General features: G+C 46.6%; 18 protein-coding genes. 7 read left to right on the top strand and 11 right to left on the bottom strand.

The genetic code is table 11. From position 1 onward, the window contains the following. Nucleotides 1-13: 13 nt before the first annotated feature. The 3 genes from H579_RS0101985 to H579_RS23890 all read right to left on the bottom strand — a co-directional run bounded on the left by H579_RS0101985 (nt 14) and on the right by H579_RS23890 (nt 4,936). Nucleotides 14-2,191, bottom strand: a complete 2,178-nt coding sequence (locus tag H579_RS0101985) for a TonB-dependent siderophore receptor (protein ID WP_084623824.1) — start codon at nt 2,189-2,191, stop codon at nt 14-16. Between the two features lie 136 nt (nt 2,192-2,327). Next, nucleotides 2,328-3,365, bottom strand: a complete 1,038-nt coding sequence (locus H579_RS29040) for an AraC family transcriptional regulator (protein WP_028299267.1) — start codon at nt 3,363-3,365, stop codon at nt 2,328-2,330. A 329-nt stretch (nt 3,366-3,694) separates the two neighbouring features. After that, complete coding sequence (locus tag H579_RS23890; RefSeq protein ID WP_051227226.1) at nt 3,695-4,936, bottom strand: EAL and HDOD domain-containing protein; 1,242 nt, start codon at nt 4,934-4,936, stop codon at nt 3,695-3,697. 497 nt (nt 4,937-5,433) lie between these two features. On the opposite strand from H579_RS23890, the gene H579_RS0101970 reads away from it, so the two are divergent. Then, nucleotides 5,434-7,107 carry a methyl-accepting chemotaxis protein gene (locus H579_RS0101970; protein WP_028299266.1) on the top strand — a complete coding sequence of 558 codons (1,674 nt, stop codon included), beginning with the start codon at nt 5,434-5,436 and terminating at the stop codon, nt 7,105-7,107. A 199-nt stretch (nt 7,108-7,306) separates the two neighbouring features. On the opposite strand, the gene H579_RS0101965 is transcribed toward H579_RS0101970, so the two are convergent. After that, nucleotides 7,307-8,365: a DMT family transporter gene (locus tag H579_RS0101965; protein WP_028299265.1), complete on the bottom strand. Its 1,059-nt coding sequence runs from the start codon at nt 8,363-8,365 to the stop codon at nt 7,307-7,309. 154 nt (nt 8,366-8,519) lie between these two features. On the opposite strand from H579_RS0101965, the gene H579_RS0101960 reads away from it, so the two are divergent. Further along, on the top strand, nt 8,520-9,464 hold the full coding sequence (locus H579_RS0101960; RefSeq protein WP_028299264.1) for a LysR substrate-binding domain-containing protein: 945 nt from the start codon (nt 8,520-8,522) through the stop codon (nt 9,462-9,464). Between the two features lie 9 nt (nt 9,465-9,473). Here the strand turns inward: H579_RS0101960 and H579_RS0101955 are convergent, their stop codons facing one another. Next, nucleotides 9,474-10,313 carry an alpha/beta fold hydrolase gene (locus H579_RS0101955; RefSeq protein WP_245583194.1) on the bottom strand — a complete coding sequence of 280 codons (840 nt, stop codon included), beginning with the start codon at nt 10,311-10,313 and terminating at the stop codon, nt 9,474-9,476. 52 nt (nt 10,314-10,365) lie between these two features. Between H579_RS0101955 and H579_RS0101950 the strand changes: the two genes are divergently transcribed. Beyond that, on the top strand, nt 10,366-11,340 hold the full coding sequence (locus H579_RS0101950) for a GlxA family transcriptional regulator (RefSeq protein ID WP_051227225.1): 975 nt from the start codon (nt 10,366-10,368) through the stop codon (nt 11,338-11,340). Nucleotides 11,341-11,375: 35 nt separating this feature from the next. Here the strand turns inward: H579_RS0101950 and H579_RS0101945 are convergent, their stop codons facing one another. Both H579_RS0101945 and H579_RS0101935 read right to left on the bottom strand, forming a co-directional pair. Next, the gene (locus H579_RS0101945; protein ID WP_036565075.1) at nt 11,376-11,831 is read right to left on the bottom strand and encodes an META domain-containing protein; all 456 of its coding nucleotides are present in this window, start codon (nt 11,829-11,831) and stop codon (nt 11,376-11,378) included. 175 nt (nt 11,832-12,006) lie between these two features. Next, nucleotides 12,007-12,927, bottom strand: a complete 921-nt coding sequence (locus H579_RS0101935) for a LysR family transcriptional regulator (protein ID WP_028299260.1) — start codon at nt 12,925-12,927, stop codon at nt 12,007-12,009. A gap of 189 nt (nt 12,928-13,116) precedes the next feature. On the opposite strand from H579_RS0101935, the gene H579_RS0101930 reads away from it, so the two are divergent. From H579_RS0101930 to H579_RS0101920, 3 genes are all read left to right on the top strand, one after another. Then, complete coding sequence (locus H579_RS0101930) at nt 13,117-14,160, top strand: zinc-binding alcohol dehydrogenase family protein (protein WP_028299259.1); 1,044 nt, start codon at nt 13,117-13,119, stop codon at nt 14,158-14,160. Between the two features lie 337 nt (nt 14,161-14,497). Then, the gene (locus tag H579_RS0101925; protein WP_028299258.1) at nt 14,498-15,382 is read left to right on the top strand and encodes a LysR family transcriptional regulator; all 885 of its coding nucleotides are present in this window, start codon (nt 14,498-14,500) and stop codon (nt 15,380-15,382) included. 50 nt (nt 15,383-15,432) lie between these two features. Further along, nucleotides 15,433-16,161, top strand: coding sequence for a M50 family metallopeptidase (locus H579_RS0101920; protein WP_028299257.1), 729 nt, complete (start codon nt 15,433-15,435; stop codon nt 16,159-16,161). Nucleotides 16,162-16,187: 26 nt separating this feature from the next. Here the strand turns inward: H579_RS0101920 and H579_RS0101915 are convergent, their stop codons facing one another. Then, nucleotides 16,188-17,006, bottom strand: a complete 819-nt coding sequence (locus tag H579_RS0101915; protein WP_028299256.1) for a substrate-binding periplasmic protein — start codon at nt 17,004-17,006, stop codon at nt 16,188-16,190. A 298-nt stretch (nt 17,007-17,304) separates the two neighbouring features. Further along, entirely contained in the window at nt 17,305-19,269 is a 1,965-nt protein-coding gene (locus H579_RS27535; protein WP_051227224.1) for a cytochrome-c peroxidase, read from the bottom strand. Between the two features lie 441 nt (nt 19,270-19,710). On the opposite strand from H579_RS27535, the gene H579_RS0101905 reads away from it, so the two are divergent. Beyond that, complete coding sequence (locus H579_RS0101905) at nt 19,711-20,388, top strand: VF530 family protein (RefSeq protein WP_028299255.1); 678 nt, start codon at nt 19,711-19,713, stop codon at nt 20,386-20,388. Nucleotides 20,389-20,516: 128 nt separating this feature from the next. Here the strand turns inward: H579_RS0101905 and rsgA are convergent, their stop codons facing one another. Together rsgA and H579_RS0101895 are read right to left on the bottom strand one after the other, a co-directional pair. After that, entirely contained in the window at nt 20,517-21,617 is a 1,101-nt protein-coding gene (gene rsgA / locus H579_RS0101900; protein WP_028299254.1) for a ribosome small subunit-dependent GTPase A, read from the bottom strand. Nucleotides 21,618-22,070: 453 nt separating this feature from the next. Further along, nucleotides 22,071-22,544: a hypothetical protein gene (locus H579_RS0101895; RefSeq protein WP_028299253.1), complete on the bottom strand. Its 474-nt coding sequence runs from the start codon at nt 22,542-22,544 to the stop codon at nt 22,071-22,073. Nucleotides 22,545-22,677 lie beyond the last annotated feature (133 nt).

Here is a 22,677-nt window from a genome sequence, read left to right as displayed (position 1 = left end):
GGTTTATTAAGTGCTAGAAGTCATACTTCAGGCTGGCTTCCACGGTACGTTCGGCACCAAACCAGCAATTATTGCTGTCATAGCAGGAGTAGGACTCTTTATCGAACAGGTTGTTAACGCTTAGACGGACGCTGGCACCGGAAGCTGCTGTGCTTAAGCCTGCCAGGTCATACCCTACTGACAGATCCATCAGAGTGGCAGAGGGAACTGTATCGGTATTCATAGCATCCATTTGGGCTTTACCAATATGGCGAATACCGTAACCCAGCGTTGTACCGGCTAAAGTGCCTGTGTAGATATCGTAGTTGGCCCAAATAGACAGTGTCTGCTCAGGTGTCCATACTGGTGTTTTACCTTGCAGCCCGTTGTTGTCTTTGGTTACTTCAACATCCTGACGAGAATAGAAGGCCGACAGCATCAGGTTGTTGGAGATCTGAGCGTTCAGTTCCAGCTCGATACCTTTGGACTCCACTTCACCGGCTTGAATCAGATCATAGGGCGAACCATTAGGATCACGAGTAGGCACATTGTCCTTAGTGATCTGATACGCCACCAAGGAGCCGGACAGGCGGCCATCCTGAGCGCTGTATTTCACACCCGCTTCCCACTGTTTACCGGTGGAAGGCTCAAACTCTTCGTTATTGCGGGTCACACCGGTTTCAGGCTGATAGCTTTCGGCGTAGCTAACAAAAGGGGCAAAGCCGCTATCCAGTTGATACAGGGCGCCGATACGACCAGAAACATGCTCCTCGGTGAGTTCTGTATCGGTGCTGACGCCGTATTTCTTCCCGCTTTCTGAGCCTTTGTAGTCGTCGTAACGGACACCTGCAATCAACACCAGTTGATCGATTTTCATCTGGTCCTGTAGATAAACACCGGTTTGCTCAAACTTCTTGGTGAAGTCGCTGCTATAGATAGTGTCGGTCATATCCAGTGTGTTGCGATCTACCAGACTGTTATTGCGCTTGAATAGATCTAAAGCAGCAATGGCGTTGTCTTCGTAACGGATATCGGAGGTCAGTTTCTGGTAATCCATTCCCAGCAGTAGGTTATGTTCGATAGCGCCGGTCTGGATCACGCCAGACAGCTGATTGTCGATGGTGATCGTTTCGCTGGTTTCATTGGTCAGATAGGCGCGACGATGCAGGGTGCGCATATCGGTATCAAGATAGGACGTGTAGGTGTTTTCCTGATATGCAGTGGCATCCATATAACGAGCGTTATGTAACAAGGTCCAGTTATCGTTAAACTGATGGTTAACCTTATAGCCCAGTAGGGTGACCTCCCGCTCGTAGGCATTCCAGTTTTTATCACCGGAAAAGCTATTCTGATCAAAGCGTCCATTGGGGTTATCACGGAACATACCCGCTGCAGGCAAGGTGCTGTAGATACCCATCTCAGGGTCATCCTGATAGTACAGGTTGAAGTTGATCAGCGTTTTGTCAGACACCTGCCAATCAATGGATGGCGCGATCAGAGTACGTTTATCACCTGCGGTATCGGCCTGGGAATCCTGTTCACGGGCTAAACCAATCACACGATAAGAAACGTCGGAATCACCAATCTGACCTGTGGAATCAAAGCTGGCTTCTTTTTTACTGTGGCTACCGGTGGCCAGTTCAATACTGTGAGTCGCGTCTTGTTGTGGCTTTTTACTGATCAGGTTGACCATACCACCCGGCGGCATACTGCCATAAAGGGTCGAGGTCGGGCCTTTAAACACCTCAACCTGTTCAAGGGCTTTGGCGTCGATCTGAGGCTGCAGGTTCCAGTCGTTAAACAGAAGCTGCAGGCCATCGTAGGAGTTCTGGTAATTGATAAAACCACGAATAGTAAACAGATCCAGACGAGTAACGGCTCCACCACGCAGTTCTGTATTAACACCTGTGCTATAGCGCAGAGCTGTGGCGACTGAATCGGCATTACGCATAGTCAGTTCTTCCTGATCAATCACCGAGTAGCCCTGTGGCGTTTCTTCGGCGCTTAATGCCGTTTTGGTTGCGGTATTACGATAGGTACCACCATAAATCACCAGATCATCCTGCACGTTTGTTTTATCCGCTGTCGTACTATCCTGTGCAGCCATTAACTCTGAAGCAAAGGCCGTAGCAATGGCTAAAGCCAGTATGCGAGGCTTAAAGCTTGGTTTTGATGACCAATCCAGACAATGTGTTGAAGTTGGTGTATTCATGGGGGTCTCCGAACAAAACAATTATTGAAAAGCTCTGATATAAAAGTGAGTTAATATCTAAATGTGAATTATTCTCAATAATAGTTTTTTCATTGATATCAGACTTAACCATTTGGTGCAAACGGCCACAGAAGGGCTACTGAGCGGTTACTGGTACCCAGTATTCCAGTTCCAGATGCTGCCCATCAGAGACAAAACCCCTGGGGTAGATCTCCAGATCAAACTGATTGATACCGCTATAACCTGAGCCAGGCAGCCAGTGGTAGATAAACCAAGCTAAGGTGTCATCCATTAGATGAGCTGGACCAGAAAAAGGGATCACTGCATATTCCTGAGCGGGAATGGTCAGTTGTTGTAATAAGGGCTGCTGCTGACCATGAGTTTTATCAAGAGGGGAGTGATCAAAACCTGTGCTATCAATACAGGCCCAATAGTTAATAAAGGTATCGCCATCGTCCAAAGCTCTGGTGTCTAATACGCCAATACCCTGGTGCTTATAGCTTTTAAGATCCGTTTCTCTGCATGACAGCTGTTCCTGCAGGTGACGCCAGATCTCAGGTACTTTGGAGGAAAAGTCAGGCTTGTCGGCAAAAATACCCTGAATCTGATCGGTTACGCCCAGAACTTGCATTTCTGGCTGGCTTTCCACCCGGATCTGCAACAATTTATGCTCCAGTTCTTTAGGCAAAATAGAGTCTTGGACAAAGGTTGAACTTTGACGCTGTACTTGATCCGGTGAATAAGCCAAACCCGTCGGGGTTAGCGCCTCTTGAGCAAGAGCTAACGATCCACGCAATGACACCCCCCATTGAAGTGGCACCATTGGTGTTTTCAGACCAATACGTTTTCCTCGTCGACGATAGTGGCCTGGTGTGCAGCCAAACATCTGTCGGAAGCTACGGCTAAAGCTGACCTCAGAATCAAAACCGCATATCAAAGCAATATCCAGCTGTTTTTGCTTGCTGGTCAATAGAAACTCTGCAGCCTTGCTCAGGCGCAATTCGCGGATATATTGCGCCACCGTCAAACCGGTAAAGTGGTTGAATACCCGTTGGAACTGCCAGCGTGACCAGCAGCTCTTCTCAGCTAAAGATTCGACAGTCAGTGTCTCGTCAAGGTGGTTATGAATATGGTCAAGGCTGCGTTGGATTCGTTGAAAAGCTGTATCTTGCATGACGTTGCTATTTTCGTATCAGGCGATCAGTGACAAGATAACAGCAAATAATAATAATTTCTATTTGCAAATTTAATCGGTGTTTGGTTTCTTTGGTCTGTTAGTATTGGTGCAGCATTGGAAGTGTGTGCAGAACTACTTTGCAGGATTATTGGTGGGTACATTTGTCACCAGTATATTTGGCAGGCTTAGCCCAGAGACTCATAAAATCCTACGTGGCGATGGATTAAACCCCGGTTACGGCATACGCAGCCAGGGTTGTTGTCGATACAGAGGAGGGTTAAATATAGAAAGTAGTGACAGAAGAGAATTATTCCAGCCTGGTTGCTTTATGCAAAAGAGGAAAGCTCTTCCGCCCAGATCATGGCATCCAGGTAAGCTCTGGCCATTAACGTTCGATCAAAATCCGTGTCATCGAGATAATCCCAGTTACCCTTTTCGTAAGCCTTAATGGCACTCAAGACCTCGCCGCCCATGCCCTCATTATTCAGTAAGGCATCTTTAATCTTGGTGTGTAGTGGCAGCTCGCCGATGATAGCATCCAGAGGGCGCTGGAAAAAAGCATCAAGCATGGACAGTAGACCTATGGTGAAGAAGTGATCGATATCATTTGCTCCACGTTTTTGGGCAATATACTGGCACATGCGCGCACGTAGCAGTGCAATGGACAACAGTGTTGGACCTTTTTTACTGGAACCTGCCAGTGAAATCATGCTGATAATGGCTCGTAGCTGCTGAAGACCCAGTAAAGTTAACGCATGCTTAAGACTTTCAATCTGATTGGGTAGGGAGTAACGGGCCGAGTTCACATATTTCAAGATGCGATAATATAGTTGAGGGTCTTGAGAGATCAATTTCTCCAGTGCTTCAATATCGGGCTCTTCCCGATAAATCTCACCCAGTAGCTGGGTTTTTACTATTTCATTATCGGACTTGGAATGGTTATCCAATGTTTCGGGCTTTGACAGAAAGTAACCCTGAAAAAGATCGAAACCCAGTGATTTGCAGTACTCAAACTCTTCCCAGGTTTCCACCTTCTCAGCCAGAAAAGTCACATTTGGCAAGCGCTTAAGAATCTCCATTCGCTTCTCAAGGGTTGCTTGAGAGCAGGACATAATATCCAGCTTGATAATATCAGCATAAGGCAGGAAGGCTTTGGTTTTCTGAGTGAGAACAAAATCATCCAGAGCGATTTTATAGCCCTTGGCGCGCCATCTTTTCAGAGCATTCAGAACATCGGGAGTAGGCTCAATATCTTCCAGAACTTCCAGTACAATTCTGTCAGCGGGTTCTGGTAACAGATCTTCTTTAAGTAGTAGTTCAACGGTCATATTGACGAAGACCGGCAAACACCCAGCAAGCTTATCTATACCAATATCCATAAAAGCCAGTGTCAGCACTCGAGCGGTAGCTTCATTGGGGCAATTTACGTAAGCCTGGGTCGTTTGAGTATTATTACGATACAGCAGTTCATAAGCGGCCAGGTCTGATGTCGCAGTACAGATAGGCTGGCGGGCCAGGCAGTAACCTTCTTGCAGGACATCTGTCCCAGAGGATTTCAGATCCGTCATCAAGTAAACTCCATCCTGCTAATTTATCTAGTTTTTCTGTAATTATAAGTCATGCTTGTCGGGGGCAGGCTGGGTAATTATAGCCTGTTAATGTACACTTATCTTTAAGGAAAACACTATCTTGCAAAAAGTCTATATATTTAAGGAAATTTTGGTAAATAGCTTTTTGCCTGGCAATCTTCAAACCTGAATTGAAACGGTGCATCTTCCTCTATTTTTGTAGAGTGGACTGAATAGTATTGCCATAGCATGAGGCGACAGATAGTGATATATGCCAAATGCAGGAAGCAGGCCTCACTGGCTGTTAACGGGTAGACAGGTGACTGGCGTTTTGTAAATTTAGGATTTTACTCTAGTTTAAGGGGTGATATAGCCGATAACTATAAGATTATATTGTCTTTTTTAATGTGTATTTTATATGCGATATTTTTGTGTGGTTTTATCTATTTGTGTAAAATCGCTGGCAGAGCAAACAACAAGGTGAATTCATTGTGCTAATGACCCTCAAAAGCAAAACGGTCGCTTTTGCGACTGTCAGTATTATATTTCTGGTGGCTCAGATGATCTTTCTGCGTCAGGATACTTCTTCTGTCATCAGTAGTGTAGAAGGTCTGGCTAATGAGCGTCTGCCTCAGCTTGAAAAAGCCCATGATATGAAGGTTGCTGTTATTCAGGTGCAGCAGTGGCTGACAGATATTAGTGCGACCCGTGGCCTTGATGGTTTGAACGATGGCTTTGATGTCGCAGCGGAAAATGCTGATCTGTTTCGCAAGCGCTCACAAGAGTTGATCCAATTGGACCCTGTCAATGCAAGCTTTTATAAAGAGCTGTTGCCTGTATTTGAAGAATATTATCTGGCAGGCCAGGTTATGGCTGAAGGCTATGTTGCTGGTGGCCCTGCTACAGGCAATCTGATGATGGCCGACTTTGATACTGCAGCCGAGGCGATTTACGGTCGTATTGATGAGCTCATGGCTAAACATACTGCGAATACTCAGGCCGCACTGAAAGCGGCAATTGCAAGCGGTAAAAACGCCCAGAACAGCAGCATGCTTTTTACCGCCTTACTGGCTATTTTGATGCTATTGCTGATCAGTGGTCTGCATTTCTTTGTCTTGAAGCCTATCGTGCGTATGCATGACCTGGTTGAAGAGTTGGGCAAAGGTGATGGTGATTTGTCTAAGCGTTTACCAGAGAACAAGAAGGATGAAATTGGTGATCTGGCGATTTCTTTTAACCATTTTCTGGCGAAAACGGACAATACTGTTGCAGGTGTGATGAAGTCCGTCGTGCGTCTGATCCCTATGGCTAATGAGCTTGAATCCAATAACAACCATGTACAAGACCGCATAATGAAGCAAAATGAGCAGAGTCAGAAGGTTCATGCATGTATGGATACGACCCGCGCCGCAGCTGACTCTGTAGCCAGTGCGGTAGAGCGTATCTCTTCGGCCAGTACTCAGGGTTATGAACGTGTTCAACACGGTGTTGAAATTGTTGTGAAATCCAGTCATACCATGGATCAGCTGGCATCTCGGGTAGGTAGTTCAGAGGAAACCATCAAGCGTCTGCGTGAGAGTGGTGAACGTATTGAAGGTGTGATTGATGTGATCAGTAATATTGCTGAACAGACTAATCTGCTGGCACTGAATGCGGCAATTGAAGCGGCTCGCGCCGGAGAAGCCGGTCGTGGTTTTGCGGTTGTGGCGGATGAAGTGAGAAGTCTGGCGGGTAAAACTCATGAGTCTACCGCTGAGGTTCAGGCGATGGTGGAGTCCATTCGTAAGGAAACTCAGGAAGTTATAGGTATTATGCAGGAGAGTGCTGAAGAGGCACGTGCCAGCCAGGCGTTGGTAGAAGCCAGTCGCGGTAGTCTGGATGAGATTAATGGCGCTATTATGCATATCCGCAGCTGTTCTGAGGAGATTCTGGAAGCAATCAGCCTGCAGGGTGAGAACTTCACCAGAGTAGAAAGCAACTTTGAGCTAATGGACGAGTATTTCCGTGAAACACTGAAATCGGGTCAGCTGACCATTAGCTTTGGCGATGACCTGAAGAGTCTGAGTGCCAAGCTGCAAGACCTGATCAGCACCTTTAAGGTCACTGACAGTGACTGGAGTACAAAAGAGCGTGAAAAACCGCGTATGGGCGAGGATATAGAACTGTTTTGATACTGGTTCCGACGTTTTAATCCAAGAATAGATTTAAACCCCTGTTTTTTTACAGGGGTTTTGTATATTAGGCTGTTTTGCTGCGCGTCTATCTTCATTTTGCCCTTGTTATAGATGCAATACTTACTGTTTACCTACCTATCTACCTATCTTTCTTGCCTGGATAGATACAAGTGGTATTGCGGGTCTTGGTTTTGGGTTATGCACCGCTTACCCTCGCTTCTTTTTTATCCAGATAAATCAGTGATAAACCTGAACCCAGAATAATACCTGTACCCAACCAGGTCATCATGTCTGGGTAGTCGCCAAAAATCAGATAACCTAATGCTGTTGCACCAATAATTTCCAGATAGCGAAACGGTGCCAGATTACTGGCTTTGCTCAGGGTAAAGGCTTTGCTGATCATAAAGTGAGTCAAGGCGGAGAAAAAGCCCAGCATGGCTAGCAAAGGCAAGTGCTTATCCTGAATCGGTGACCAGTTCAGTAATGCCATCCCGCTGTTTTGGCTGAGCAATAAAGCGCTGCCCAGCAAAAAAATGCCTGCCAGGCTGATATAAGCCTGCATCTCTGCAGTAGAGATCTGATTACGAATGGTTCGTACACTGATCAGGTACAAGGCGTAAAACAGAGCTGCCAGCATAGGCAGTACCGATGACCAGCCATAGAGCTGGAAGTTAGGGCGAATAACGACCAAGGCGCCGGTCAGGCCAATAAAAGCTAAAAAATATTTAAGCCCAGTAGAGCGTTCCTGCAATAACAGAGATGACAGCAGCATCACCAATAGAGGTTCGATAAAGAACAGGGCTACGGCGTTGGCAACTGGCAGAGAAACTAAGGACCACACCATAAAAGTCACCGCCATATTAACCAATATACTGGATAACCATAGTCGACTGGTTAGAGTGATAGGGTGTAGCAGCTTGGGTAGCTTTCTTAATGCCAATAACAGAAAAATAGCTTGTACCGCTACGCGTAGAAAGCTGATCTGTACAGGTGATAACTCTGGTGATAAGAGCTTGGCCAGAACGTCCACTGAGGGGATGATCATCATGGCCAGAATCATAATCCAGAGGCCGCTTTGTTCACTTGAAACAGAGTCTATACGGGTTAGCTTATTCAGGTTATGACGCAAAGAAAACAAACTCATTAGCACTTTTCTCAACAATAACTCTCCGGTGCGCAGGCCCAGGTTGGCATATTCTAAGGACAGCACAAAGCGATAGAGAGTGAAATACAGATGGCCTCCGGCACGATTCATAACGCTACAGTGGCGAATAGCTCCTGCAGTAGTCGATCGTTTTAAACCGGATATTTTGATGAAGGAGATGCTATCAAGTAATTTTTCTGTTAAAAAACGATAAATACTTATATTCCTATATAGTTTATCTAAACAAAAAGTGCTGTTTATTAAAATGAAGAAAGTAGACCGGCGCCAGCTCCCTCTTAATGCGCTACGAGCTTTTGAAGCCGCAGCAAACTATTGTCATCTGGGCAAAGCTTCCGAACAGTTAGGCGTGACTCAGGGGGCGGTAAGCCAGCAGATTAGAAGTCTGGAAGCACAGCTTGGTCAGGAGCTATTTGTTCGAAAACATAAGCGACTCTATTTGAGCCCAGCGGGTCAGCGCTTACTTGCTGCGGTCAGTGAAGGCCTTGAGAGAATTACACAGGGAATTATTCAGCTTGACACTGATAGTCAGGCGATGACCGGGGAGTTGATTCTCTGCTCGACTCCTTCAATCACTAATAACTTACTGATGCCTGTGATTGGGCGTTTCAATCGGGCTTACCCGGAAGTGACGATACGTTTGAGCCAGATTGTGCCGAATACCCCGCTACTGCCTGAAGAGTTTGATGTCTGTGTTTGCTTTGGTCTGCCAGATGACACCGCTCATTTAGAGACTAAGAGGTTGCATACTACCCGCTTATATCCTGTTGCTTCTCCAGCTTTAATGCTCAACCGCCCTCTTCTGGAACATGAAAATGAGTTGCTGAATTATCCTTTACTGCATGATAGGGCCAGGGGCTGGACTCATTGGTTTAATCAGTTTGCCAGTGGCGAGGTAAAAGGCTGTGCTGCCAATATTTTCTATAGTGATAACTACCAATCACTGATGGCGGCACGGATGGGGCAGGGTGTCGCCTTGGCTGAGTATTATGAGGTAGCCTCAGATGTGGCCTCAGGTCAGCTGGTATTACTTAACAGTAAAGGCATTGAGATGGGTATTGACAGTTATTTAGTTCTGCCTAAAAAAGAACGTCAGACGCTGCGAAGTCGTGTCTTTGCGGACTTTATTGAGCAGCATCTGAGTGAACTCGCCAGTTATTTCCCACAAGAAAATGACAGGGAGGTCAATTAGAGCATTCGTTTAAGCAAAAAATGCTTCAATGAGTGCTAACACCTGTTCCGTTTGCTCTTTATGGGGCATATGAGCACAATTGGACAGAACTTCCATTTGAACTGGGCCACTGACATTATCCCTAATCGTTTCAGGGAAGGCCCGGGAGCCATACTCGTCATCCTCACCATGAATGACCAGCGCTGGACAGGTAATATGCTTGATCTCCTGTATCAGGTTCCAGTCTGAAAAATCTTCGGATAGCCAAACATCAGTCCAGGCAGAGAGCACCCATTGTGCCTTCTCTCCGTGCCATTTTTTCAAGCGTTCCAGCTGCATTGGGTCTTGAAAGGCTTTCTGCGCAACCCTGATACCTTCTTTTGTACGTTCTTCAACGAAAGCCTGGGTGGCGACTGAAATTACACCTTTACAATGGGCATTATTGGCTGCGATCAACAGTGCCATACCACCACCGACACTGTGACCAAATAGGTAAAAACGGGTGATATTTAATGCCTGACAGACCTGAGGGAAATAGAGTTCAGCTTCCTCGGCAACAAATCTGACCGAAGGTAACTCTGTACGTGCTGAGGATTTGCCAAAGCCCAAACGGTCATAAGCGATAACCGGTCGATTAAGCAGGGCTGCCAGTTGCTGAGGCAGATCCCGCCAGAGATCAACACTGCCTAAGGAGTCGTGTAATAGCACGATTGGGTCATGGTGTGCGCTGTTATCTGGCCTCCATTGACGTACAAAAATCTTACCCTGAGAGAGATCCAGATATTGCTCGGAAATAGTGATATTTTTCATATTGTTGTTATGCATTGTCGCTGAGATCAGATATAGCATAAAGAAGCGAATGCTGGTCAAGCGATAGCGCTTTAGGTCAATATATAGTCTGATTAGGCCAAAAGGATAAAAAATGCATATTAGCATTCTTGCTTATGAACGCTGTTGGGCGATGAATGTCATGACGATTAAGGATTTCGTTCATATTGCTTCTATTTTGGAGAAGAAGATTTATCGTGAAGAGTATCTTAAATGCTCCATTGTGACTGTCGATGGTCAAACGGTTACTACGGCCAGCGGTTCCCTGATTAATTCTGATTGTTCCCTGGAAAATTTACAGCATACAGACCTGATTGTGATTCCGGCTATCGAAGGCAGTGGACTGGGGTTGACCATCCCCGACGAAGACAGGTTATTACACTGGTTAAAACAACAAAGAGCCCAAAGCGTCCCTATACTAGCCTCAAGTACCGGTGTTTTATTACTGGGTAAAGCCGGGTTGTTGGATCAACAGATTATCGCGACTCATTGGGCCTTTCTGGCTCGTTTCCGGCAGTTATTCCCTAAGAGTCAATTTACGTCTCATAGCGCCTTTATTGAATCAGATGGTTTGTTTACGACCGGGAGTCTAATGGGCGGTATTGAAGCGATTTTGTATCATCTGGGGCGCTATAGGGATGATAAGTTTGCTCACTTGTGTGCCGCTCATGGCTTGGTGGCTTCACCGGAGCATATTACGCCTATATTACCGGGGCGCAGAAATCATATGGATATGGCGATTGCTAAGGTGCAAGATTGGCTGGAAGAGCACCATCAGGAGGCATTATCGCTTGAAGCTGTAGCAGAGCAGTTTGGCCTTAGTGAAAGTGGATTGAAACGACGTCTGAAAAAAGCCACGGGTCTCTCTTTTACCGAGTATCTGCAGGCGGTAAGGGTGGAAAAAGCGAAGAAGCTGCTTTTGTCCACCGCAATGAGTGTGCGTGAAATCGCTTATTCCGTGGGTTATGAAAATCAGAGCTTTTTTATTCGCTTGTTTAAAAAAATTACTGACACAACACCTGGCCGTTATCGCATTGAGGTCCGGCTGGAATCATCATTGGATCAATAATTTGGATCGCACTTATTATGCCAACCCTAACTGAACTATTGCAGATGAACCGCCTGGAAGGTGGCATGACTCTCACTTTCGGTATGATTCAGTTTGAGTTGTTGCCCCTGAATAGACCATTTAACATCACCTTGCAGTAGGTGCATCAAATTGTATTCAACGCCGTTATCGCCGATACAAGCTCGTCGGGTCATTAGTAGTGGTTGAAACTCAATCTGTTCTTTTTTCAACTCAAACTTACCCCGGAACATGTTGCAGCCTGAATAACCTTGTACCCGGTTCTCCTGTTTCAGAATCATATGAGGCTCACGTTGCCCCTCCTGCACCGTGATATATTGACCGTTGAGGCTAGTCAGTTTCCAATAGGTATTCTGTAAGGGTTCATTGATTGGACTGTTTGCTTGTGTCTGCATCAGATTACAACCGGATAACAGTAGGCTGGTGCCGAGTAGCGTCGTTATTGTAGCCGAACGAAAAGAAGTAAAGGACATAAAAGCTCCAACTAAATCATTACACCATCGGACAGTATAGCGGTAGTGAGGTTCAATCGATTGATGATTTATGCTCTGTTTTTTCTATATCGCTATGGCAAAATGGAGCGCATTGACCTGCGCTTAATTCACCGTAGAAAAGAATAGTGGATGGGCTCAACCTTTTTTCAGCGTTTTATTCAGGCTCTATTCTATCCTGGTAGTGTCTAAGCGCTTGCCCGCAACGCTGCCTTAGCTGATCCCTCAGCATTAATACGGCAGGTGTGACCTGTTTGCGACTGGGGCAGATTAACCACAGGCCTACCGGCTCGGATTGATAGTCTGGTAGTAAGCGGATCAGATGTCCGCTTTCTAGATCCTGGTAGAGATCTAAATTGGATTTAAAACCGATGCCCTTACCTGCTAAGGCCCAACGCCGTACCACTTCGGCGTCATTACTTTTTCTGTCTCCTTGTACCAGCACTTGATGTTTTTGCTCCTGCTGACACAGTTGCCACTGATTAAATACCCGGTTGCCTAAGCGATATAGCAGGCAGTTATGCTGCCTAAGTGCTTCTGGTGTCTCTGGCGCACCATGCTGAGCAATATAATCCGGTGAGGCAAATACGATCCGATGGATCTGTGCAATCTGAAAAGCCACTGCACTGGAATCTTCCAGCTCGCCATAACGCAGCGCTACATCCACCCGATCCAGATAAAAGTCTGATAAGGCATCGCCAATGCTCAGTTGTACAGAGAGATCTGGATGTTGCTCCATCACTTCATCCAACCAGGGCAGGATAATATTACGGCCCAGATCTGACGGCACTGACATTCTAAGCTCCCCTCCAATCTGCCCCCGCATTGCAGCCAGCGACGCTTTACCTTCATCCAGGTTGCTCAGAGCCTGCCGGCAGTAAACCAGAAAACGTTCTCCCTCAGCAGTGATTCTTAACTGACGGGTAGAGCGTATAAATAGTTGCGTTTCTAACTGTTTTTCTAACCGCTTCAGTGCGGCACTGGCAGCAGCAGGTGTAATGCCCAATTGATTGGCAGAGGCGGTAATACTGCCTGTATCCGCTGTGCGGACGAAGAGTTCCAAGTCTGTAGTGTTCATTTATCAAAAAATATTTGAAATTGAATTAATGATTTCCCTGTTTTTAGTTTATTAAACTCTCGGCATTATGTCTCCATTGAAATGAGCAAGCCTATAAGCTCTTACTTAAGCCCTCTTGCTCAGGCCAAAAAGATACAAGCTTGAGAATTAATCCGAGCTTATTACTTGAATCCAAATAGGAGATACATCATGAGAGCCATAGGCTATCAGCAATGCCTGGACATTACTCAAACACATGCATTGCAGGATATTGAACTACCCATGCCAGTTGCCAGAGGGCGTGATCTGCTGGTTAAGATTGCCGCAGTCTCTGTTAACCCAGTGGATACTAAGGTGCGTATGCGTGCGCAGCCTGAAGACGGTGAATATAAGGTGTTGGGTTGGGATGCTGTAGGTGAGGTCGTGGCGGTTGGCGATGAAGTGACTTTTTATAAGGCAGGAGATATCGTCTGGTACGCGGGTGATTTGACCCGTCAGGGTACCAATGCAGAATATCATCTGGTTGATGAACGTATTGTTGGCCGTAAGCCTGCTCGTTTGACTAATGCTCAGGCGGCCGCAGTTCCGTTAACGGCCATTACTGCCTGGGAGGTGTTGTTTGATCGTTTGGGTATAGAAAAGAGCTATGCTTCGGCTGGTTCTGACAATTCCGAAAAGAGTCATAAACAACACATTCTGATCGTTGGCGCGGCGGGTGGTGTTGGTTCGATCCTGGTTCAGTTGGCCTCTAGATTGACGGATGCTCTGGTGATAGGTACAGCTTCCCGCCCGGAAAGCCAGCAATGGGTGACTGACCTGGGGGCAGACTATGTGATCGATCACCGTAAACCCTTAAGCAGTGAACTTAAGCGCATTGGCGTTGAGCATGTGTCTCATGTGATCAGCCTGAACGCGACTGAGCAGCACTTTAGTGAAATTGCTCAGGTGATCGCCCCACAAGGTCGGTTTGCTTTGATTGATGATCCCAGTGAGCCACTGGATATTGCGCAACTTAAAACCAAATCGGTCTCTATTCACTGGGAGTTTATGTATACCCGATCGATGTATCAAACTGAGGATATGGCGAAACAGCGTGATCTGCTCAATGAGATTTCAGAGTTGATCGATGCGGGAACTCTGAAGACAACTTTAGGGGAAAACTACGGCACCATTAATGCCACTAATCTAAAGCGTGCCCATGGTGATCTGGAAAGTGGTCGTACCATTGGCAAAATTGTTCTTGAAGGTTTTTAGGCTTGACTCCTTAATGCAATAGAAACTTTGTGGCTAAACGATCAAAGGTTGAGTGACCTTGTCACTTAACCTTTGAGCGAATCATGTTGTTAGATGACCTTTCCTGAATAAACCTACCTATCGGGCCAGCAGTCTCTTTTCATATAGTCTGATAGATCTTGCCAATCCTGAGGTTTTTTTCTATTTAGCCAATGCCATAGTCTTATCAGCATGATGATTCTCCTGAAGCAATAAAGTGTACTTTCAGGAGCAGGCGCGCTTGCTCTTTGATAGGGGGAAATGTACTTTATGCGGATTCGCATTTCTAGCCGAGCAAAAGCAGGAAAAGGCTGCAAATATGCATAATCTAAACTGGGATGATCTACGCATTCTATTGGCTGTGTCCGATACGGGTAGCCAGTCTGCAGCGGCCAGTCAGCTTCATATCAATCAAACCACCATTTCCCGTCGCTTACGTCAGCTGGAGCAAGGGTATGGTCGGCCTCTGTTGCAACGTCAGCGTCAGGGTTACTGTTTCACAGATGAAGCACTGGTACTGATTGAACAGGCGCGTAAGATGGAGCAGCATGTGCTCGAAATCGCCCGTGCTCAGGCAAATCAACAACGGACAGAACCGCAAGGGCAGGTGATCGTCAGCTCAACGGATATGGTGCTGAAGTATATGCTATCACCTATGATGGCTGAGTTTCAGCGTCGATATCCCAAAATAGAGCTGGTACTACTGACAAATGATAAGCTGGTGAGTCTGGCACATATGGAGGCTGATATAGCCCTGCGTTATATCAGTTCCGAACAGCAGGATATCGCTCAGAAAAAACTTCTGACTTTTCAATACTACTACTATGCCAGTGAGGCCTATTTGCAACGTTTCCCTGTGGATGAGAGCCAATCACTGACAGGGCACCGCTTATTGAAGTTTGAGCATAAGGCCTATCGTTACAATCCCCAGCAGTTGATCGATATTGATAATAATCAGGTGGTACTGCGCAGTAATCATGCAGACTTTCTGATTGACGCCTGTTTGCAGGGGTTGGGGGTTTTAAGCTTACAACAGCAGTTTGGTCAGCGTATACCAGGGTTAAAAATGATCCAGTTACCCCACCATCGTGAGGTTTCGCTCTGGATTGCCAGCCATAAAGATAACCGTCATCTGCCAGCGATCCGTGCGGTGCTGGATTTTATCAGCGAAGGCAGTGAACGCTGGCTAAAGGGCGAGTTCTAAACCGATACTAGCTGTCATCTATTGGTGCATGTTGTGAGCAGGAATTTATTATGACAGGTCGTTATCGTTCACGAATCTCGCCGCAAATACAGGCAAAAAAACAGGCACAATCACAAACATCCTCCAGTAAGCTATCGGGCTTAAGCTGGATGCTGATTATGGCAGGTTTTGCTATCGCTCTTAAGCTGTCTGTCTTGGGGATTCCTTTTAGCTATTTTACGACCTATTTTCATGAACTGGGCCATGGTTTGGTTGCTGTGTTAGTGGGTGGTGAAATTGATCGTATTGAACTCAATTTGGATGGTTCAGGGGCGTGTTATTACTGGGCCAGCTCTCATGTTTTACCCGCTCTGGCGGGCTATGCGTTAACACCGATCTTTGGTGCTTTGATTTTTATGCTGGGGCTGGGTGTGCGTGATCGAAATAGTCGGATCAAATATTGGCTGGCAGTCGGTGTGTTAGGAACGATGTTTTCTGTTGGCATTTTTCATATTCGGGATCTGGTGACGTTGCTGATTTTAGCGGGCTTAATGGCCACAATCGCTGCTGCTTTGTATTGGCCCCGATACGGCTATCTGTTTTTGAAGTTTATTGGCGTCTTTATGATGGTGGATGTTTTTGCCAAGGCCAGCTATCTGTTCGATTACTCTGATAAAGGGGATCACCATGCGCTATGGCAACTAACCGGTATTCCTATGGGTGTGTGGATTTTTGTCTGGTTTGCGATCAGTTTAGTGACGCTTTTTTATATGGCCTGGGTGTTGTTCCGTTTGAGATAACACGTTGTACTGCGGGTAGGCAGTGCTTATTGCTGTTGCTCAGTCCATAGCCGATGGGCCTTTTCCAGATAGCCTTGCATCCGGCTTTGGGTGTCAAATAAAGTCACCACTGTTTCCAGCTTTTTCTTAAGTTCTGGTGTATTGCATTTAGAGGCTTGGGAGACAGTCAAATAAAGATTTTGCTGGGTCACTGCTTTTGTATGGGACTGAATGCCTGAAATTGACAGCTGGTGGACATAAGCCATGGCTGGCTCTTTTTCATAAATCAGGTAATCGACCCGGCCTGCACTGAGCATTTTCAACCCCTGTTCCAGGCTTGATACCTGCCTGATATTCAGCTCCTGAGCTGCATATTGGTCAAAATCCTGACCAAAGCTGTTATTGATCACCGTTACGCCCCGTAAAGGTTTTAGGTCTGACCATAGTGAATAGTTGAAAGGGTTGTTCAGGTTATACCACACAGCTGTTTCAGTACCTTGAAATTCGGGATAGATATAATTCATGTAATCGGTTCTGGCCTCAGTAAAAAAAGCACCGGCGATCATATCAACGCGACCAGCAGCAACCTCTTTTTGTACCCGCCCCCAGGGGCCGCTATAAATTAGCTCGATAGGGATGCCGATCTCTTCAGCAATATCATCAATCATAAAGGCTATAGCACCAACCAGCTGCTTTGGGTTATCCGGTGCGCGCCATAGATACGGTGGATACTCTGCATTACCACTTGCTGATAACACCTGGCACTGATTAGATGCGCTGGCATGTGAGGATGCGAGGCTTTTCAGGGGGAAGGAGAGCAGGACTGATGCCGCCATACAGAATGCAGACAGATGAATATTTCCCATTGTGACCCCCGGCGTTCGACAAGTACTTGTTACTTTTCTTGACTGACGGTATCACAAAAAAACATTTCAGACATTATCTGGATATCTCAATGAATTGAGCCTGATCAACCCGGAACCAGATTAGTTTTCATCAAGGGGGCATGTTAGAGGTATCGGGCTCTAGATGTCTTGTTTTTACAGAGAATTACACAGGACAAAACCTCCCAACAACTCAATCATAGATCGACTTATTGGGAGGGGCTTGGTCGTACCTTTAAAAAGGTACTACATATACTTTTAAGATGGTGTATCTGATGGGCTACAGGGCGTTACCATCTCGGTCAATAGCATCCAGCTGGTTACCATCCGGGCCGCCATCCCTTACCGGCGTCAGTGCCTGAATCTCATTCGACCCTGCTTTAGCTTCCTTGTCGGTCAGGCTACGTAGGAAGGCGGCCAGATAAGAGATCTCCTGTTGGCTGAAGCGACGGCGAATATTCTGATCTCTTTGTCCATCTTGGTCAGCAAGTTGTGGGTCCAGACTGTCAGGACCTGGTTGACCATCAGGACCTTGCGGTGGATTCTGGTCATCGGGGTTACCCTGACCACGAGGGCCGTCGTTACCCTGAGGCGGCACAGGTCTTCTACGGTTTTCACCAGGTTGTAGTGGCTGCTGCTGGGATAGCAATGCCAGTACACGGGCTTCACCGTCACGGGCAATGTCGCGACACTCTTCCTCGGTCAGATGTTGGAATTGAGGCAGGCTGCAGGTTTCGTTATTAGCATAGAAATCTGACAGGGACTGATTGACATCAGAGTAGTGTTGAATAACGCGTTCCAGGGTTTGGAATACACCCTTATCGCCATATGGCGCTGTAATTTCTACATTTAACAGACTTGGAATTCGAAAGTGACCTTGCTCATTACCATCGTTAGCACCATTAACTCCGATCTGTGGATACAGAGGTCCACGGACTCTTTCCTGAGAGAAGAAGGTGCCAGAGTGACACCCTGAACAACCCGCTTGAGTATAAAACAACACTGCACCACGCTTTGCGTCATTTGTCAGGCTATTGCTATTACCGTCGATATAATCAAAGAATGGATTATTGATAAACAGGAAAGAGGCTTCATAGGCAGCAATTGCTTGGGCTATACGGGTAAAGTTCACCTCATCCGAGCCAAAGGCTGCCGCAAACTCATCTCCCCAGAGCGGTTGCAGTTTACTGGCAATATGCTCGCGATATTCCTGATTGCTGGCAAAGTCACTACTGTCACCCATCTCTGCTGTGGCTGTAACCGGGAAGTGAGCCTGAGCAATCAGTAAGCGAAGTGGATCCGTACTATTAATGTCCTGATTGACGATACGGGTCACATCCCTTTCAGGGGTTCTGATATCCGCCGTAGTCACCTGACCTTGAGGGATATTCCGGTTATCTTGTCTCAGGCGGATTCTCTGATCCCAGAACATACTATTGGTCCAGAGTGCTGAGTTACAGATATGGGGTGCATGGCGACCGACTAAAGGCATGGTATTACCATCAGTACGACCCAGGCCTAGCAGATCAGGAATACTGGCATTGACGCCAATAGGCATGGACAGATCATCACCACCACAACTCAGTGCCGGATGGTGGCAGGAGGAGCAGGATGTGTCGTCATTCTGGCTCAGGGATTTACTGTGGAACAGTTTCATACCCAGATTGATCATCGCAGTATCTTCTTGTCGACGTAGACGAGCGACGTAGGCGCGAGTGTCACCTAAACTGCTCTGCAAGGAACGCTGTTCGATGACCGCACTCAGACAGCCATCAAGGTTATCGACCAAAACATTATCAATGGAGCGGGAGCCACATGTTTCTTGCAGGCTGATTTGACCACCGGTAGAAGCGGAACCGTTGCGCATACCATCGTTGTTGTTATTGCTCAGTGTTCTGACGCTGTCAGTATTGGAGATTTCACCGGTGTTATTATCCTGATCAAATGCCTGAACTGAGTAATTGTGACGTGTGTTGGGCTGGGCCGAGGCGTCAATAAAGAAGGTTTCGCTGGTCTGAGCCAGAGGTTGGCCATCTCGGAAGATTTGATAACCCTTAATGTCTGAACTCTCTTCCGGCGCGAGCCAGGATAGGCGTACTTCGGTAGCTGAATGAGTTATTGCGATCAGGCGTTTAGGCGCTTCACCGAGCTGGGCCTGAACCTGAGTGCTGGATAACAACAGGCTGGGGAGTAAGCTGGCAAAAGCGCAGGCTTTTACTGCTTTAAACATGTTCTGTGAAATCATAGGATCACCTTTCAAACACTCTCAACGGATAGATGGTTAAGCAGTTAAAACATCGCCTCTTAATGAGTGGAAATAGCTTTGTTTCACTGCATATGATCCAGGTCTTGAGCAGACTGTCTTTGTACTTTTATTAATCGACGGGTCATATGAGATTCATCATGACTGCAGAATTTGAGGCAATTGTGAGCATTTGGTTGATATCGTGTAGCGAATTAGCTGAGAAACTCGACGAAATATTGCTGATTGTAAGGTGAGGGCGGAAATTGGACTGCTTTGATGAAACTGGCTCTAAGCGAAGCAACATTAGCAGTGCTGAGCGCTCAGGAGGCTGTTATGACTTTTTAGATTTTCAGTGGCTGTTAGGGTGACGAGAGATTAAGGCTATCTCATGTCGTATTGACAGGTATAATGCTCATTTCTCCACTTTGCCAGGATATGATCATGAATGATGAGATCAACTACAAGAATAACCCTCTGCACGGCGTTGGCTTAAAAGACTTGTTGATCGAAATGGTGGATCATTATGGCTTTGACATTCTATATGCCTATCTGAACATCAACTGTTTTAAAACCAAACCGAGCATTGAATCCAGTGTGAAGTTTCTGAAGAAAACGGACTGGGCCCGTGAGAAGGTTGAAGCCTTCTATATGTACAAGTTTAAAAACCTACCTAAAGCATCTCCATCACAGCAGGTGCTACCGCCAAGAGACCGTATTGTGCCCGATGGCCAGATTCCGGGTGAACCGGCCAGGTTAAGCCTTGAAGACGCAGAGCACTTGCGTAAAGAGCGTGAAAAGAGAGCCGTAGAGTTTGATAAAAGCGGTGGACGTCGTGCCAGCTCCGATCGTGGTAATGATCAGCGAAGCGGTAGTTATTCTCGAAATCGTCGTAGTCGCCACGTAAGCCATGATGGTGGCAGTGGGGGGCAGGGCATTTGGTCTAAGCGATCAACTGATACGGCAAAGTCGTCATCTACAAAACCAACCAGTCCATGGGAACAGGCGACCAGGAAAGACTCTGGATCTGATAATAGGGCTCCATCAGGTGAAAACTCTGAATCGCCAAACACGTCCGATCGTACAGGGGCTTCGGATCCTTGGGGCAATTGGAAGAAATAAGCTCTGAATTGCAGTCGTTTTGATGTTAAGTGCTGTTTCAAATGTGGAAAAGCCTCCCGTTTCCAGGAAACCGGAGGCTTTCTCTTTCGGGTCTATTTTAGATAAGTCATCCTTCTAAAGGTTATTATCTAAAAGCCCTTTTTGTGCAAGCGCGAGCTTTTCTTAGCACTTTGATAAAAGCGACCCAGCGCTCTGTCTTTGCTGCGTTTTTCTGTCAGGCTTTCACTGTTTCTAGCTTGTTCTGTCATTAGCTTGTGATAGTTCTCCAGTTGACGGCTGTCCAGTATTCCTTGCTCAACCGCTTCAATGACCTTACAGCAGGGTTCCCCCTGGTGCTGGCAATCCTGAAAACGGCACTGTTTAGCCCGTTGTTCAATTTCAGAGAAGGTTTGCCTGATACCTGTTTCACTATCCACCAGTTGTAGCTCACGCATGCCTGGTGTATCCAGTAAAACACCGCCGTCAGCCAACCAGTGTAGTGAACGACTGGTCGTGGTATGGCGTCCCTTGCTATCAGCTTCCCGAATCCCTTGAGTTAACTGATCTTGTTGTCCCATAAGGCTATTCGTCAGCGTGGACTTGCCTACCCCGGAGGAGCCAACTAGCGCCAGACTTTGGCCGTTGCCACACCACAGACGCAGGGCGTCGAGTTGTGCCGGGTCCGTTGCATTGACTGTTTCAACTATAAGATGAGGATGGCTGTGATACAGCTGTTGGCGAAACTCCTCGGCTTGATCAGTGAGATCAGCTTTGGTCAGTATGACAACGGGGTGTATCTCTGCTTCAGCGGCTAAGGCCAAATAGCGCTCAACTCTATTGATGCTGAACTCTTCATTACAGGAGGTAACAATCAAAAGTGTATCGATATTAGCGGCAATCAGTTGAATCTCAGAGCTAATGCCAGCCCGCATCCGTTTAATCAGGCTTTTACGCTCTAATCGCTGAATGGGCTGTAGGAGTAACTGCGAAACCTGTTTCTCGCTTAATGAGTGCCGATTAATCAGTAACCAGTCTCCAACGGTAGGGCGTTGTTCTGGCATTTCATCGCGCCAAAAGTACAGTGGTAGTTCCAGTTTTTGCAGGCCTTCTAAGCCAAAACCTAAACATTCCAGTTGGCTACGATGGACCTGGCTGACCCGAAAAGGTAGGTACTGTTCCAGTTGCTCAAAGCTCAGTTGTTGCTGAAAAAAGTGGTTCCAACCCAGAGATTGAAGAGAAAAAGAAGACATTGTAATGATCCCAAAAGCAAAGCATGTCGTATCGATACTTCAGTAGCGCCTCTCTAGCGGATTAACTAAAGAAATGCAGGAAGTATCTGCTAAGTGGGATTTTTGATAGGCATACCAAAATCCCGGCTGATAACGGGCCGGGCAGGATGTAACGAAAGTCGTAAGAACGTGTGGCTGGTTTAGCTCAATCTGGCTAAAGCGGTTAGATAATAGAACCGTTCTGTGACTTACAGCCTGCCTGACTATACTTTGCAACTATCATCAAAATTCCTCTTCTGGTTATGTGTGAGTGAGTACTGATTGATTCAGTATTAACGGCACTATACTGTTTTTCAATTGAGAAAGCGACAGGGTAATTAATGGTAAGCCGTTAGAGATCAGTCTGTGCCCAGAGCAGTTCAAACACAGACTGATCGTTATTTGGTGTTATGAACTACACCATAGGAAGCTGACTCAGGCTTCTGCGCTGAACAAGCTACCGACAGGGCTATCCATCTGATAGTCCTGTAGTGTCTCGATCAGGGCTGAAAAATCGATGCGTCCTTCATTATCTTTTAGCTCAGACACGGTATCTTCGCCCAGCAGATCGACCAGATTGGCTTCAAAGTTGGCTTTCTGTTCATCGCTTGGTGGTGGAGGTGGTGGCATACCACCTTCGCCCTGTGGTGGCGGCCCACCTTGAGGCTGGTTGTTAGCAAACAGTTCAGTGAGTGCTTCGGTATCAACAGTGCCATCCTCTGAGATAATGCCTTCTGCTGCATCGCCGAAGTCATGAGTCAGTCGTTCCTGCAGTTCGCTGACATCGATTTCACCGTCCTCAATTCCCTGCATGATACGATCAACGCGATCCTCTGCGCTGGGTGGTGGTCCTGGCATTCTCATTTGACCAGACTGAAAACTGGATTGCTGTACTCCAGAGATATTCATTGTGTAACTCCTTTTCGTTATTAAATCCCCAAACAGCGCTGTTTTGCATCGGTTTTACGGCGACATAAAAGTGGCTGTAATCCGTGCCGAAATAGGCTGTTTGGTAATGTATAAAAACAGCGTAAGCACATCT

The sequence above is a fragment of the Oceanospirillum beijerinckii DSM 7166 genome (assembly GCF_000422425.1).
GTDB classification, from domain to species: Bacteria; Pseudomonadota; Gammaproteobacteria; order Pseudomonadales; family Halomonadaceae; genus Oceanospirillum; species Oceanospirillum beijerinckii.
The sequence above is the reverse complement of the archived record's forward strand: the minus strand, read 5'-3'. Positions and strand labels throughout refer to the sequence as shown.